Source organism: Bacillus sp. FSL W7-1354, assembly GCF_038002405.1.
Classification (GTDB): Bacteria; Bacillota; Bacilli; order Bacillales; family Bacillaceae; genus Bacillus; species Bacillus paralicheniformis.
Map to the genome: position 1 here is coordinate 1,220,191 of NZ_JBBOCL010000001.1, position 15,773 is coordinate 1,235,963.

Below are 15,773 nucleotides of genomic sequence, written 5' to 3' on the forward strand. Positions count from 1 at the left end.
TGTACAAAAGACCGGTTGAAAACAAACCGGTCTTTTGTCACTTTGTCTTCTTTAAAGTTTTGGCATAATCAGCGGCGAACGCCGTGCTGTTTTTCAAAAATTTGATAATGGTTTGCAGTTCCCCCTCTGAATATCGGCTTAAAAATCCGGCAGATTCTTGCGCCAAGTCTTGAAAGATATGAGAGATCTTCTCCATGTTTTCCGGGATCAGTTCGACTAAAAGACGCCTTCTGTCGGACGAATCCCTGATGCGTCTGACATAGCCCGTTTTCTCAAGGCGGTCGATCACGCCTGTGATCGCTCCCGTTGTCAGCCCGCTTTTTGCGGCAAGCTCCCCCGCTGTTACTTTCCCTTCCCGCGCGATAATCTCAAGGCATTTATGATCCGTGGCGTTCAGTCCGATTTTCTCGCCGATCGCCTCGTGCAGAAAAATGGTTGCGGTGCTGTGAAATCTCAACTGCTGTATCAGCTCGTTGAGCAGCCCTTCTCCTTCAATATGATTTGTTCTTGACATCGGTAACACCCTTCTATAAAATCATTATGTCTTAGCAGCTAAGATATTTATTTCCTGATATAAATGATCATAACAGGATGAAGCGTCCATGCCAAACGCTGCTTTAGAACGAATTTATTTAAAGGAGAATAGATTGATTTGTCACAAACTCAAAATCAAAAATTAGGATTTGTTGTAGCAGGGCTTTTGCTTGCTATTTTGATGGCTTCGATGGACAATACCATCGTTGTCACGGCAATGGGAACAATTGTCGGCGATCTTGGCGGACTCGACAGCTTTGTCTGGGTTGTATCTGCCTTTATGGTCGCTGAAATGGCCGGCATGCCGATATTCGGCAAGCTGTCGGATATGTATGGAAGAAAACGTTTTTTTCTTTTTGGCAGCATCGTGTTCATGGCGGGATCAGCATTGTGCGGAACGGCTACAACCATTGAGCAGCTCAGCATTTACCGCGCGATCCAAGGAATTGGCGGAGGCGCGCTCATTCCGATTGCTTTTACCATCATTTTTGATATTTTCCCGCTGGAAAAACGCGGTAAGATCACTGGACTTTTCGGCGCTGTTTTTGGCCTTTCGAGCATTTTCGGACCGCTCATCGGCGCCTATGTCACTGACTACATCAGCTGGCACTGGATTTTTTATATGAATCTGCCGCTCGGTATGGTTTCTTTTGTTTTCATTCTTCTATTTTACAAAGAAACGAAACAGCATGAAAAGCATCGCATTGATTGGCTAGGGGCGATCACGCTCGTAGGAGCGGTCGTCTGCCTCATGTTTGCGTTGGAGCTCGGCGGCGAGAAATACGCCTGGGATTCGAATGTCATCCTTACTCTTTTCGGAAGTGCAGCCGTCTTATTGGTTTGCTTCCTCATGATCGAACGTAATGCCAGTGAACCGATCATTTCGTTTCATATGTTTAAAAACCGGCTGTTTGCCGGCAGCACGCTTGTCGCTTTATTTTACGGCGGGACATTTATTTCGGCGACCATCCAGATTCCGATCTTTGTTCAGGGTGTTTACGGAGATTCTGCGACAAACTCCGGGCTTGTTCTTTTGCCGATGATGCTCGGCTCTGTCGTATCAGCCCAGCTTGGCGGATTCTTAACGACAAAAATGAGCTACCGGAACATTATGCTCATCTCCGGACTGGTTCTCGTCAGCGGGTTTTCTTTATTAAGCACGCTTAACATTGACACTCCGCGTTTATTATTAACCATTTATATGATTGTTGTCGGCTTGGGAGTCGGTTTTTCTTTCTCTGTATTAAGCATGGCGGCTATCCATCATTTCGGCCCGGAACAGCGCGGCTCAGCGACTTCTACGAGCAACTTTATGCGCTCTCTCGGCATGACGATCGGCGCCAGTATGTTCGGCATGATTCAAAAAAACCAATTTTCAGAACAGATGGAAGATATGTTTAAAAGCACAGGCGCTTCAAATCTCGCCTCACCGAATGATGCCAACCAGATTTTGTCTAGTGCCCGGGCATCAATGCCACCGGATATTTTAAATCACATCACCGAGGCGCTGTCACATTCGATTGTTCATACGTTTACTTGGGCAATTTTCCCCGCAGCGGCCGCCTTTTTGCTCGTGTTTTTCATGCCGAATGACAGGGTGAAACCGAGAGCTAAGAAGCAAGTAAACAAAGCGGGCTGAACATCTAGCTTTGCAAAGGTTTCTTTTTTCTTGTTTTCGAAATCAATAAAAGCAGAATCGGCAAAATACCGAATAAAACAATCGCTTGATAGCCGATCATGTCGCCGAGAGAAAATACATTATCGATCTTTTTTGGCGTTATTGCGAGCAAATACATCACCGGAAGCAGACCGAACATAACCGGTCTGCTCTTTTTTTTGAAAATTTGCGACAGCCCCAGTGACGCAGCGTAAAATGAGACGGAAAAAGTCGCAAACAGCTGCATAATCCAGATGACAAGGAGCAGCGATTCAAAGCGTTCAAATATCAAGCCGGGCATTTCAAAACTGCGGATGAGATTAAGCGTCGGCCATGTCGTCGCGGTCACCCCTTCAACCGACAGCCCTCCAATCACAAATACGACCGTTGTTAAGTAAAAGAGCATTGCGATGCCGATTCCCATGACAACGACTTTGACACCATTTTTCGGCTTTTTCATGAACGCCAAAAGGAACAACATCACCTCTGCGCTGATAAACGAAATTGCTGTCGCTTTTGCCCCCTTTAATGCCGGCATGATGCCTTTCCCGAGGACTGGCCGCAGGTTATCCAGTTCGAATATGCCAAAACTCATAAATACGACGGTTAAAAAGAAAAGGATTGTAATCGGAAAAATGATTTCAAATAAACGGGCAAGCGACCCCATACCGTCTTTTATCGAATAAAATCCGACCCACATCATCGACATGACGATCGCCCAAATCGGTGTTTGCTGCAGCAAAAAAAAGGTGATGACTTCTGCCATAATTCTTGCTTCAAAAGCTGCAATCATCACAAAATGCTCAATAAACAGTAGGCTGATTACAATACTGAGCCACTTTCCAACAATGTCTTCCCCATATTGAAAAAATGTTTGCCCGGGGTAATCCTGGCTTAATTTTGTCATCACCACACCGGCTGCCATTGTGACAAGTCCGCCTAATAGGACGGAAATCCATACATCCGGCGTACCGGCCTCCTCTGCAGCGGTTCTTGGCAAGGTGAGAATTCCGGCCGCCATAATATAACTGACAAAGACAATGATGGCCTGAGAAGTCGTAATTTTATCTTCGGAACGGATCATTGCGTATTTCTCCGCCTTTCGTGATTAGAAGTGCTTCTGTTTACTGATCCCCAACGGTTCCGTATTCTTTAATCGCAATTTGAACATGAAATGTAATCGGTATATCGGTAAAAGTCTCATCCCAATTTTTCTTTAGTTTTTCCCAAAGTCTCGGATGCTTGATTCTCAGCTCGTTTCCAAATCCAGCAAGATCTGCTTTGTATTCTGTTTTCATTTTTTTTGTAATGTTCTCCATCGTTTTTTTTACCGTTTTCGCGGTTGTTTTTTCGACTTTTTCTAAAAATTTGTTATCAAAAGCTTTTTCATTCGTGCTCCAGTTTTCCGCAAGATACCCATCTGACTTCACGTTTACTTCAAAAGAAAGACGGTTTCCTTTGACAATGGGCTTGATGTCGCTTTTAATCGTTTCGACACCAAATGCGGTCACTTTTTTTTCTTCCGGATCATAACTTTTAACCGTGCCTCCAATTCCCATTCCAGTGATCCACATTATCCCTTCTAAGTCATGTTCATCCAAATAACCGATCAGCTTATTGGTTTTTCCGTTGATCGCGGCTGCTCCTGCATATTTGACTTCCCCATCGGTACCAATAACATTTTGAAGCAGATAGCTTGTTCCTGACCTCATTTTGCCTGTCAGTTTGGCAAGTGTCACAGGAGGAAGAATTTTTTTCGCTTTATATTCATTTTCGACGATTTTTCGCAGACGAAACGCCGGCAACTCGCCGGTTTCCTTCAGCTCAAGCGTGTCTCTCGCCCGCCCTCTTGTGACGATCACCATACTGCTTGGCCTGATTTCATTATCGCGGAGAGGCTGATCAAGCAGTTCTGCCAGCGAATAAGTGCGGAGAAGCTCAGCGGCGATGACAATTACCTTTAAATGAGGACTGAACACAGGTCTGTCCTGTCTTAATGCTACTTCGGAGTTAATTTGCTGAAGCGAGTCTCCCGTTCCATAAACGTTAATATACGATTTTTGATCAGTGCTTCCTCCGGTCGATTTTGACCCGGCTGCTTGTTCGTTCACGTATTGATAGATCATCGTGATCCGGTTTTTTTTCGGGTAATCACCTCCCATTTCGTCAAATTTTTTTTCGAGTTCGGTTTCTTTGCCTTTGTCAATCCCCATCGCAAATGTGAGACCCAGCTCTTCAATTTCATGGCTGCTCCAGCATCCGGTTAATAAAAACAAAAGTAAAGCAATCGTTAAGTAGCGAATGGTGTTAATTTTTTTCAAACTTTCTCCTCCTTACTTTCGATATCACCAAAAGCATGAGCGGGATGAGCCCGACTAAAAAGATGGCGCTGTTGCCGATCAGATCTCCCATTTGAAAGAGCTGATCTATATTTTTAGGCGTCATCGCAATGAGATAAATGACCGGGAGCAAGGTGAATAGAATCGGTTCCATCTTTTTCTTTAAGAGTTGCGAAAGACCTACAGCAGCGGCATAATAACTGATTGTAAAATTGGAGAATATTTGCATGATCCAGATGACCAGCAGAAAGGACTCAAACCGTTCAAATATCAGCCCCGGTATTTCAAAGCTCCGCATCAAGTCAATTGTCGGCCATGTTCGTGATGTCACTCCATCGATCGACAGTGCACCGATCACCATAATAACGGTAATCATATAAAAGATGATTGGAAAAGAAATTCCGATCAAAGTAGCTTTCAACGCTTTTTCAGGCTTTCTCATAAAAGGAACGATAATCAGCATGATTTCTATGCCTGTATAGGCAAAAGACGTTGTCTTGACTCCTTGCATCACCGGCACGATCCCTTTCCCGAGAACCGGGCGCAAATTGTCCATTTCGAATATGCTTGCGCTCATAAAAATGACGACCAGAAAAATGAGAACCGTAATCGGAAAAATGATTTCATAAAGCCGGGCAATCGGATTGATCCCGCCGGTTAGTAAATAGATCCCGCTCCATAAAAAAACCATCGCCATCGCCCAAAGCGGCGTGTCTTCCAGTAAGTAAAATCCCATAACCTCTGTAACAGAGCGGACTTGGAAACTTGACGTTGCGAGAAAATAGCAAATCAAAAACAGGCTGAAAAGCCCTCCCAGCCACTTGCCAATGATATCGCGGCTGTATTGATATAACGTTTTTTCGGGGTACTCCATGCTTAATTTCACCATGATGAAACCTGCCAATAGAGCAATCAATCCTCCAAATGCAACAGACAGCCAGACATCCGGCGTCTTGACCGCCTCCACAGATGTCCGCGGCAGTGTCAAGATGCCAGTTCCCAGCAGAAAATTCGTGATGACAATGCCGGTTTGTGAAACGGTGATTTTGTCTTGCTGACTCACTATCATGGAGAAATCCCCCCTTTCCTTTTTCAATCATCAGCCTCTGTCAGTTCCCTGTTTCCTCCTTCTGATTTTTGAGATCACCAGCAGGAGGAGCGGTGTCAAGCCGCCTAAATAAACACCGCAGTTTCCAATAAAGTCTCCAAATGCAAACATATTGTTGATATTTTTCGGAAGCATGGCCATGAGATAAATCACCGGAAGCAAAGCAAACAGCATCGGGCGAATATTTGTTTGAAAGAGCTGGGCCAAGCCTAACGCTGCGCCATAAAAAGAAATGACAAAGGTACAGAACAGCTGCATGATCCAGATGACCAGCAGCAAAGACTCAAACCGTTCAAATATCAGACCGGGTATTTCAAAGCTTCTCATTAAATCAATCGTCGGCCAGGTTCGTGATACCACCCCGTCTATAGACAGGGCGCCGATTACCATAACGACGGTGATCATATAGAAAAGCAAAGGGATGGCGATCCCGATCACAACCGTATGAATGGCCTTGCGAGGCTGATACATGAAGGGCATCAGGATCAAAATGATTTCAATACCTGAAAAAGACAATGCGGTCACCTTTATTCCTTTTAAGACAGGCCCTATTCCCTTGCCAAGTACAGGACGCAAGTTGTCCACATCAAAAATTCCGATACCCATAAACACGACCAGCAGAAAAAGAATAAATGTAATGGGGAGCACGATTTGGAACAATCGGGCGATCGAACTTAAACCGCCAACGATCAAGTATAATCCCACCCATAAAAAAATCATGACAATGGCCCAGCGGGGTGTTCCTTCCAGTAAAAAAAAGCGGATGATTTCAAGCATCGAGCGGACCTGAAAACCGGAATGGGCCAATAGATAAGATACGAAAAACAAGCTGATCATGCTGCCGATCCATTTGCCGATGATGTCCTGACTGTATTCATAAAAGGTTTTATCAGGATATTGATGGTTGAGCTTTACCATGATGACCGCGGCCAAGAGAGCGACTAAGCCGCCTAATATAAGCGTGATCCAAACATCAGGGGTTCCGACCTCGTCAACAGACGTTCGCGGAAGTGTCAGGATCCCTGTCCCAAGCAGGAAATTGGTGATGATAACAGCTGTTTGCGAAGTGGTAATGCGCTCTTCTTGCCTGACCATCATAAGCGTTTTCTCCTTTCTCTGCTACTGACGTGTCGAATCGTCTGTTTTTAGCATTTTCGGCCGCTTTTTCATCATCTGTATCGGCATGCGAACGATGAAATCTTTCCAATCTTGCAAACGATAAGGGACAGCCGGGCTTGCGTATGGAACACCAAAGCTTTTCAGCTTCACCGCGTGGCTGGCAAGCATGAGGAAAAACATAATCACCCCGTACAAACCGAATGTGGCTGCACAAAACATCGCCACAAATCTCAACATGCGCAGCGAAATACCGGCGCTGTATTGCGGAATGGCGAATGAAGAAATCGCGGTAACGGCGACAACAATGACCATAATCGGGCTGACAATGCCTGCCTGCACGGCAGCCTCCCCGATGATGATACCGCCGACGATTCCCATCGCCGGACCGATTGGTTTTGGCAGCCGGAGGCCGGCTTCGCGCAAAATTTCGATCGCCACTTCCATAATGAGCGCTTCGATCAGCGATGGAAAAGGTACACCCACCCTCGTTCCGGTAATGGAAATCGCAAGTTCACTCGGAATCAGCCCGGGATGAAACGAAATAAAGGAAATATATAAAGCGGGTCCAAGAAGCGAGATCATCGCTGCGCCAATTCGCATGATGCGGATCAGTGAACTCGGGAGCCAGCGTTCATAATAATCCTCGGGCGATTGCAGGAGCATACTGAATGTAACCGGAACGATTAAAACAAAAGGCGTCCCGTCCAATAAGATGGCCACTCTGCCCTCCATTAACGCACTCATCACCCTGTCAAGACGTTCAGTGCTTTGCACCTGCGGAAATGGACTGAGATAATTGTCTTCGATCAGCTGTTCGACAAAACCTGATTCGAGCACATCATCGATATCAATCTTTTCGATTCTTTTTTTGACTTCTTCCACCAGTCCTGGTTCAGCCACGTCTTTAATATAGGCGACGACAAGATTTTTGACAGCTCGCTTCCCAACTTGAAATTGAACCATAGACAAATTTTGATTTTTGCCGTGCTGCCTCAAAAGGGCTGTATTTGTGCCAATCGTTTCCGTAAAGCCGATGCGCGCCCCTCTGACCAAGGATTCAGATACGGGCTCTTCAATGTTCCTTGTATTTTTTTTAACGGTTCCCAGCAATAAAACTTCCGCTGAACCGTCGATCAGCAGTATGGCCGTACCCATCAACACTTCCGGCACCACTTCGCTGACATGCTTTGCCACTGATACTCCGCTGATTGATAAAATCTGCTTTTGGATTAAGTCCGGTATATTGCTGTTTAATGAAGAAAGCTCAATGTTATATTCTTTGGAGAAATCATCCATAAGGGATTTCATAATATGTTTGTCAATCAGGTCTTGATCTGCAAGCATTTCAACAAAAACAATCGCCGCCCGAATGCCGGTGCGCCCTAAGTTGAATTCTCGGAAATGAACGTCTGAGTTATTCTCCAAGGCTGTTTTGACCGCTTGCAGGTCGTGATCAAAATCGCCGGTCAAATACCCCGTTGATTCCAAAGCCGGCACTTCATTTTTAGGTTTTTCCGGCTTGTTGGACGATTGTATCAATCTGCGCGTTTTTGCTTTCCACCATCTCATATCAATCATCCCCTGCCGTACGAAGCCACAGAAATACTTTTGATATGGCAAACGGGACGAAAAAAACAAAAAAAGCCTGCATCAGGACCATCCAGTCCGGAAAATAGGAAACAATCGTTTTCCACATGTTGATCACCCTTTTTTATTGCTGTAGTAAGTCCATCATTTTTATCCTATTATTACCTTGGGTGCCATCTCTAATGGGTGGTAATTTAAACCACGTCAAACAAAAAAGAACCATCTGTGTTAAAAAACACAAATGGTTCTTTCCATTTATTCTTTTTCTAAAAACGCCCGTTTGCGTTTGGCCAGCTCTGAAAATTCCTGATCCAATTCATGATATCGCGGGTCTTGGGGTGTGAGTCCGGCTAATTCTCCGAGAACGGCGGTCATCCGATTTTCGATACGAAGCCGTTCCTCTTCATCGCGTTTTGCATGTCGCTGTTTCTTTCTGCTCCGATAATCTTTCAATCCGGTTTCGACGCGGATGATGCGCCCATTTTCAAATACGAGAAGTTTGTTACACAATTGATCTGTAAAATACAGGTCATGCGACACAATGATGATCGTGCCTTGAAACTCAAGCAATGTCTGTTCAAGCTGCTCTCTGCTTGGCAAATCAAGGTGGTTGGTCGGTTCATCCAGAATCAGCAGATCATAATCCTTTAAAATCATACCTGCCAGTTTAATCCGGGTCCGCTCCCCGAGGCTGAATGTCCCGATTTCATTATGAAAGCGATTTTCTTTGATTCCCATATTGGCCAAAATGGTCCGCGCATTTGCGATTTCGGCTCTGTCAGACAAATTCAGTACTTCAGCAACTGTTTGATCAACGCTTAAATCACTGACATCCTGGCTTAAATATGCGGCCTTTACAGATCGGCTCTTCCATAGCGTTCCGGCTGTTGCAGGTTCAGCATCCAACATCATCTTCACAAGGGTCGTTTTGCCGCAGCCATTGTCTCCGATAAGCCCTATTCTCTCGCCATGTTTGACATAAAAATGGCTGTCTTTGAATAAGGTGCGTCCGTCAAACGCTTTTGTCAGGCCTTTCGCTTCGATAATCCGCTTGCCCCTTTTTTCTCCCGATGAAAATTGAAAATTGACAGATTCTGCCTCTTGTGGCTTTTCCGCTTTGTTTTTTTCAAGTTCCTGTTCAAGGCGTCTAAGCTTTGATTTGACTTGGTTATCGAGCTTTTTGGCTTTTACCCGGTGGTATTCTTTAAAGCCCAGCTGCCTTCGTTCTGACCGTGATCCCTGTTTTGTTGAGTCACGGTGGGCTTTCTGGGACCAATTTTGGAGCGTTGCAATCTGTGACTCGATTCTTTCTTTTTGCTTTTGCTGGACTTCATATTGGTGCAGACGTTCTTCATATAACCGTTTTTTCTCCTGCCGGTATGCACTATAGTTTCCTTGATAAGTGTGCAACTTTCCATCTTCCAGCTCAAGTATTTTGGAAACGGATTGATCCAAGAAATAACGGTCATGAGAAATAATCAATACAGCCCCTCGATATTGTTGCAGTTCTTCAAGGAGCCAGCTGATTCCTTTTAAATCCAAGTGATTGGTAGGCTCATCTAAGATGAGGAGGTCAGGCATCGTTTTCCAGACGTGCGCCAGCGCAAGCTTTAGTTTTTCTCCCCCGCTCAAATGACTGAGCCGCTCGGAATTCCAGCTTTGGACCTTTGATAAGCCAAGACGGCTGGTCAACTGATATAATTTCCCGCCCTCATCGTCTGTTAATATGCTGTTGAAGTCATGAACGGAGTACTCAATCGACTGGAGCAGATAGCCGATTTTAAGCGTCCGGTCTGTTTGAACAGTGCCTTTGTCAGCTTTTATATGACCGCTCAATATATTTGCGAGCGTTGTTTTCCCCGCTCCATTGTATCCGACCAACCCAATCCGCTCTTGATTGGAAATGTCAAAATCGATGTTTTTTAAAATCGTTTGCTCTCCAAAGCTTTTTTGCAAACCTCTTATTTTCATTAAGATCGTCATACCGTTCACCTCTGTTTTTATTTTGGCTGACAACAAAAAACCTCTCGCGGAAACCCGGAGAGGATATCATGCCAAAATATGCACCGTGAAAGCGGTATGAACCGATCCCATTTCTTTGCACGACAAAAAACATGCAAATTTCAGAAATTGATGCAAGGTATAAAAGGGCATACTCATCCTATTCTCCAAGTTTCCGTTTTTTCATATTAAAAAAACGATGGAAAATAAGATTACTGCTTCATGTCCCCTATACCTATTCCTTTCACTGTATTTACCGATTAGTATATAAACGAAGGTAAACTTTGTCAACAGTTATGCAGCCCTTTTTTCAGCCAATCCCGAAAACTGTTGCCTTCGCCTTAGTTGACATTTTATTTTGAAGTCTAAATTTTAAAATTTGATGCAAAAGTGTGAAAATTGTCCGATATTAATCTCGTAACCTATAAAAAGGAGTTTTGGCGAATGAAAAAAATAGTAAATTGGATCAAGCATCCATCTCTTTCCAAAAGATTAGCGGTCTCATTTTTATTGATTTTAACACTCCCTGTTTTAATCCTTTCAGGTGTTTCCTATTATACGGCGGGAAGTTCGATTGAAGATGAAATCATGAGAAGCGCAAGAAACAGCGTGGATCAATTAAACGAAACGATCGATCAAAATATCGAAAAAAAAGCGGATGCTATTACATATTTCAGTGAAGTGATCAAAGAAAAAACATACAAGGATAAAGGCCAGACTTCGTTAAGACAACAGTTTGAACAATACGCCAGACAAAATAAAGATGTAGAAGCCGTGTTCACAGGCTCTGCAGACGGTGTCTACGTGCAGCATCCTTATACGAAAATGCCTGACGGCTATAATCCCGCGGAAAGGCCATGGTTCCAAGAAGCGGTTGAGAAAAAAGGCAAAATCATCGTCACTGATCCATACACCTCTGCCGCTACCGGCAACACGGTCATTACCATTGCCAAGCAGAATGAAGACGGGTCAGGCGTCGCGGCGCTCAGCTTGAATATCGATGAGCTGATTAAAGCGACAAATGATGTCAAAGTCGGAAAAGACGGCTTTGCTTTTATCTCAAGTGCATCTAAAAAGTATATCGCCCATCCGAAGATTAAAGCCGGAACTGAAGGTGAAGGCGGTTGGGTTGACCAAGTTTACGGCAAAGAAAAAGGTGAATTCAAATATACTTTTGAAGGAAAAGAAAAGCAAATGGCGTTTGCAACAAACAAACTGACAGGCTGGAAAATTGCCGGGACAATCTTTTCCGATGAGATAACAAACGCCACAAAGCCCGTCTTTTATATGGCTCTGATCGTCTTTTCAGTGGCTTTGGTGCTAGGCGGAATTCTCATTTTCTTTATCGTCCGCGCGATCAGCAAACCATTGAATCAGCTCGTTCAATCTGCAAAAAACATCAGCAGCGGCGACTTGACACAGCAAATTAAAGTCCGTTCAAATGACGAATTCGGGCAGCTCGGCACAAGCTTCAATGATATGGCGGAATCGCTCCGCACACTGATCGGCACCATTCAGGAATCGGTTGAGAATGTCGCCTCATCATCAGAGCAGCTGACAGCAAGCGCGGAACAGACGAGCCAAGCGACAGAACATATTACTTCCGCGATCGAACAGTTCTCTAACGGGGCCGAAAGCCAGAATGAAAAAGTCGAAACCAGCTCGCAGCAGCTCAGCCAAATGAATGATCATCTGAGCGAAATGACCGAAGTGTCGGAATCGATTACTGAATCATCGATCAAATCGACAGAAATCGCCGAAACCGGCGGAGAACTCGTTCAGAAAACGGTCGGCCAGATGAACTCCATCGATCGATCTGTCAAACAAGCTGAGAGCGTCGTCAAAGGTCTCGAAGGCAAATCGAAAGATATCACATCAATTCTCAGGGTCATTAACGGAATTGCCGATCAAACGAATCTATTGGCATTGAACGCCGCGATTGAAGCGGCCCGCGCCGGCGAGTCAGGCAGAGGCTTTTCCGTCGTCGCCGAAGAAGTTCGAAAGCTTGCTGCCCAATCAGCGGAATCGGCAAAAGAAATCGAAGCGCTGATTCAGGAAATCGTCAAAGAAATCGAACATTCTCTCAAGATGTTTCAATCGGTCAACCATGAAGTCCAATCCGGACTCAAAATTACCGAGAAAACAGAAACGAGCTTTCACGAAATCAGCGGCATGACGAATGAGATCGCCGGCAAGCTGCAAACGCTCAATGCAGCGGTCGAACAATTGTCGAAAGGCTCGGAGGAAGTCTCCGGTGCCGTTCAGGAAATCGCCAATGTTTCAAGGGAAAGCACAGCTGGAATACAAGATATTGCGGCATCAGCGGAAGAACAGCTGGCTTCAATGGAAGAAATCAGTACGTCTTCTGCCACACTTGAACAAATGGCGGAAGATCTGCGAGAATTGACGAAAAAATTCAAGGTGAAATAAAAAAAGAGGCTTCCTTCTGGTAGAGGGAGCCTCTCTTTTATGTATCAGCTGATCTTCGTTCCATTGGGCGCTTCTTGATCAGGCGCCAGCAAAATAACGTCGCCTTTTTCCGGCACGCCGCCAAGAACGAGAACTTCCGATTTAAACCCGGCAATCCGCCGCGGCGGAAAATTGACGACTGCCGTCACCTGCCGGCCTATAAGCTTTTCAGGTGTATAACGCTTTGTGATTTGAGCGCTCGAACGTTTGACGCCAATCTCTTCTCCGAAATCGATCTCAAGCTTAATAGCCGGCACTTTCGCTTCAGGAAACTCTTCCGCTTTTAAAATTGTCCCAATCCGAATATCCAGCTCTAAAAAATCTTCGATTGTTGCCATGAATTCAGCTCCTTTGGCCGCTTTCTAGAGGGTGATATTGACATGACTAGAATATCATGTATTTTGGCTCGTTTAAACCCTGGACTTCCGTTGCCACTTTCAGAAGCGAATGGGAAACAGGCCTCTTTTGCCGCCGTTTTAGGACAGCCAACTTTACGGGACCCCCCTTTCATTCATAGATTAAGAGGAAGAATAAACTATAAGAGATGAGGTGGAACTAGGATGTTCGGTTCCTATATGGTTCAAATGGTAAGGTCCAACGCCCATAAACTGGACCGGCCGCTGAGAGAAAGCGTGCTGAAACTCTATAAACCTTTTAAATGGACCCCTTGCTTTTTACACGGATTTTTCGAAAAAATATTAATGAAGAACAAAAAAATACCGGTCATTATTGAATTTGAAAAAGACAGCCACCATAAAGGCTATCAATTAGTCAATGAAATGATCGGCAGCAAGAGAAGAAACAAAATCAAGCATCGCTTTTCCAACATTAGCTGCTGCAGCGCGGAAGTCACCCCTTCTTCTTTGCAATCGCTTCTATCTCAATGCGGTGACATTCGCAAAATTTATTTAAATCGCAAAGTGAAAGCGCTCCTCGACGTAGCGGTTGAATCAAGCCGTGCCAAAGAGGTGATCAGAAACAACCAGACGCTGACAGGCAAAGGTGTTACAATCGCTGTCATTGATACGGGCATATACCCTCACAAAGATCTTGAAGGCAGGATCAGGGCTTTTCAAGACTTTGTCAACCAAAGGACAGAACCGTATGATGACAATGGCCATGGCACACACTGCGCCGGCGATGCTTGCGGAAACGGAGCTGCCTCATCGGGTCAGTACCGGGGGCCTGCTCCTGAAGCGGAACTTGTCGGTGTAAAAGTATTGGACAAAATGGGATCCGGCACGCTGGAAACTGTCATTCAAGGGATCGATTGGTGCATTCAATTCAATGAGGAAAACCCTGATGATCCGATCGACATTCTTTCAATGTCATTGGGGGCAGATGCGTTACGCTACGAGAATGAGGAAGAAGATCCGGTCGTTAAAGCTGTTCATGCAGCATGGGACGCAGGCATTGTTGTATGTGCGGCAGCCGGAAATTCCGGTCCTGATGCGCAAACGATTGCCAGCCCGGGCGTCAGCAGCAAGATTATTACAGTCGGAGCTTTGGATGACCGGGATACAGTCAGCCGGGAGGATGATGATGTTGCCTCTTATTCAAGCAGAGGGCCGACGATCTACGGTCAAGTTAAACCGGACTTGCTGGGACCGGGCACATATATTACATCGCTTCGTTCACCTGGATCTTTCCTCGATAAGATGCAAAAAGCAAACAGAGTCGGCACAGATTATATGATATTATCCGGAACCTCGATGGCCACGCCGATCTGCGCAGGCATTGCAGCCCTTATTCTTCAGCAAGCCCCAGGGACAGGACCTGATGAAATCAAACAACTGTTAATAGACGGAACCGATTTATGGAAAGATCGCGATCCAAATGTTTACGGTGCTGGATACATCAATGCAGAACAATCGGTTCCGCAAGATTAAAGACCGTTCGCCCGTTTTAGCATAAAGCGGGCGAATCTTACATAAAAGATTTAAACCGCAGACCTTCTTTTTTCAAGTATGAGCGGTATCGTCAAATACATGGCATACGCGAAGACCATCCAAACCGCAAATCCAATCACCTGGCCCTGTGAAAGCGCCGGGAAGATCAATGAATGATGCCATAAAGAAAATGTGTCGAGAAACAAACCGACTGCCGACCCTACAATGCCAAACTTAACCGCAGCAAACCTCGATTTGTCAACTCGCCGGTAAGCGAGGATCACGGCATATAGTAGGGCAAAAGTTCCGGCTTCAAGAAGCAAAAAGCGGAGCATAAAAGAATCTTGGCCGGGTTCGGCAAGAACCGCACTGCCGAACAGCATAAAAAACACGGTGGCGCCAAGCCAGACAACGAACGAAAAAACAAGAGCCAAACCGAGTTTTTCAGTTAACATCTCCATCTCCCTTTACTCCCCTCCATGCTGTTTTACGGCGGTTTCCGTCAGCATCTGCAGAACCGCCTCTAATTCCCCGTAGACTTTTTCAGAGGAAAATCCCGAAGACATCAGCGACTGAAGAGCAAGACCGTCGATTAGTGCGTTTAAAAGAATGCCCCACGTGCTGAAAGAAACCCCGTCAACAGGAGAACGCTTCCACATCTCGGAAAGCTGTTCTGCCAACACCGCATTTTCCTCTTCGAGAAGTTCTCCAAGCTGCTCGTTTATCTTTTCATTTCGAAAACCTAAAACGGCTAATTCTAAAAAAAGTTGATGGTAATACGCATCTTTCCGTGTTCTTGATTTCGCCGATGACAATCCGTCTTTTATCCTTTCGGCAGCGGGTCTATCATTTGCTTTCAACCGTTCCCACGACGCGCGGCAAAGGTCGCGGACCACTTCAAACACAAGCTGCTCTTTTGTCCGGAAATGATAGTAAACCGTTCCCTGTGTCACCTTTGCTTCTTCAGCAACCGCCTTTAACGTCAGTTTGTCCAGACCCTGTCCGGCAATGCGGCGCTTAGCTGCCTCAATTAACGTTTCTTTTGAAGTCACATTCGGCCTCGCCATTCA

14 protein-coding genes are annotated in these 15,773 nt (G+C 45.3%); 3 read left to right on the plus strand and 11 right to left on the minus strand.

From position 1 onward, the window contains the following. Nucleotides 1–37 precede the first annotated feature (37 nt). Nucleotides 38–514, minus strand: coding sequence for a MarR family winged helix-turn-helix transcriptional regulator (locus tag MKZ04_RS06130; RefSeq protein ID WP_023855731.1), 477 nt, complete (start codon nucleotides 512–514; stop codon nucleotides 38–40). A gap of 201 nt (nucleotides 515–715) precedes the next feature. Between MKZ04_RS06130 and MKZ04_RS06135 the strand changes: the two genes are divergently transcribed. Continuing rightward, a complete protein-coding gene (locus MKZ04_RS06135; RefSeq protein WP_261380506.1) occupies nucleotides 716–2,173 on the plus strand; it encodes an MDR family MFS transporter in 1,458 nt (485 codons plus the stop codon). A gap of 4 nt (nucleotides 2,174–2,177) precedes the next feature. Here MKZ04_RS06135 and MKZ04_RS06140 read toward each other — a convergent pair whose 3' ends face one another. The 7 genes from MKZ04_RS06140 to abc-f all read right to left on the minus strand — a co-directional run bounded on the left by MKZ04_RS06140 (nucleotide 2,178) and on the right by abc-f (nucleotide 10,327). Continuing rightward, nucleotides 2,178–3,275, minus strand: coding sequence for a spore germination protein (locus tag MKZ04_RS06140; RefSeq protein WP_326250822.1), 1,098 nt, complete (start codon nucleotides 3,273–3,275; stop codon nucleotides 2,178–2,180). A 40-nt stretch (nucleotides 3,276–3,315) separates the two neighbouring features. After that, the gene (locus tag MKZ04_RS06145; protein ID WP_328067242.1) at nucleotides 3,316–4,512 is read right to left on the minus strand and encodes a Ger(x)C family spore germination protein; all 1,197 of its coding nucleotides are present in this window, start codon (nucleotides 4,510–4,512) and stop codon (nucleotides 3,316–3,318) included. After that, nucleotides 4,499–5,599, minus strand: a complete 1,101-nt coding sequence (locus MKZ04_RS06150) for a spore germination protein (RefSeq protein ID WP_145654373.1) — start codon at nucleotides 5,597–5,599, stop codon at nucleotides 4,499–4,501. Before MKZ04_RS06150 ends, MKZ04_RS06145 begins: the two co-directional genes overlap by 14 nt. Before the next feature lie 30 nt (nucleotides 5,600–5,629). After that, the gene (locus MKZ04_RS06155; RefSeq protein ID WP_341045540.1) at nucleotides 5,630–6,736 is read right to left on the minus strand and encodes a spore germination protein; all 1,107 of its coding nucleotides are present in this window, start codon (nucleotides 6,734–6,736) and stop codon (nucleotides 5,630–5,632) included. Nucleotides 6,737–6,757: 21 nt separating this feature from the next. Then, entirely contained in the window at nucleotides 6,758–8,326 is a 1,569-nt protein-coding gene (locus MKZ04_RS06160; protein WP_080131422.1) for a spore germination protein, read from the minus strand. Nucleotide 8,327: 1 nt separating this feature from the next. Continuing rightward, nucleotides 8,328–8,453 (minus strand): hypothetical protein, encoded by a 126-nt coding sequence (locus tag MKZ04_RS06165; RefSeq protein WP_023855724.1) that lies wholly within the window; start codon nucleotides 8,451–8,453, stop codon nucleotides 8,328–8,330. 146 nt (nucleotides 8,454–8,599) lie between these two features. Next, entirely contained in the window at nucleotides 8,600–10,327 is a 1,728-nt protein-coding gene (abc-f, locus tag MKZ04_RS06170; RefSeq protein WP_149169694.1) for a ribosomal protection-like ABC-F family protein, read from the minus strand. A gap of 462 nt (nucleotides 10,328–10,789) precedes the next feature. Between abc-f and tlpB the strand changes: the two genes are divergently transcribed. Further along, entirely contained in the window at nucleotides 10,790–12,775 is a 1,986-nt protein-coding gene (tlpB, locus tag MKZ04_RS06175) for a methyl-accepting chemotaxis protein TlpB (protein WP_341045541.1), read from the plus strand. 44 nt (nucleotides 12,776–12,819) lie between these two features. Here tlpB and csaA read toward each other — a convergent pair whose 3' ends face one another. After that, nucleotides 12,820–13,152 carry a chaperone CsaA gene (gene csaA, locus MKZ04_RS06180; RefSeq protein WP_020451742.1) on the minus strand — a complete coding sequence of 111 codons (333 nt, stop codon included), beginning with the start codon at nucleotides 13,150–13,152 and terminating at the stop codon, nucleotides 12,820–12,822. 222 nt (nucleotides 13,153–13,374) lie between these two features. Here csaA and MKZ04_RS06185 point away from each other — a divergent pair, with 222 nt between their 5' ends. Beyond that, nucleotides 13,375–14,703 carry a S8 family peptidase gene (locus MKZ04_RS06185; RefSeq protein ID WP_341045542.1) on the plus strand — a complete coding sequence of 443 codons (1,329 nt, stop codon included), beginning with the start codon at nucleotides 13,375–13,377 and terminating at the stop codon, nucleotides 14,701–14,703. Between the two features lie 50 nt (nucleotides 14,704–14,753). Here the strand turns inward: MKZ04_RS06185 and MKZ04_RS06190 are convergent, their stop codons facing one another. Continuing rightward, nucleotides 14,754–15,164 carry a DUF5367 family protein gene (locus MKZ04_RS06190; protein ID WP_020451744.1) on the minus strand — a complete coding sequence of 137 codons (411 nt, stop codon included), beginning with the start codon at nucleotides 15,162–15,164 and terminating at the stop codon, nucleotides 14,754–14,756. A 6-nt stretch (nucleotides 15,165–15,170) separates the two neighbouring features. Beyond that, the gene (locus MKZ04_RS06195; protein WP_020451745.1) at nucleotides 15,171–15,770 is read right to left on the minus strand and encodes a TetR/AcrR family transcriptional regulator; all 600 of its coding nucleotides are present in this window, start codon (nucleotides 15,768–15,770) and stop codon (nucleotides 15,171–15,173) included. Between the last annotated feature and the right edge of the window lie 3 nt (nucleotides 15,771–15,773).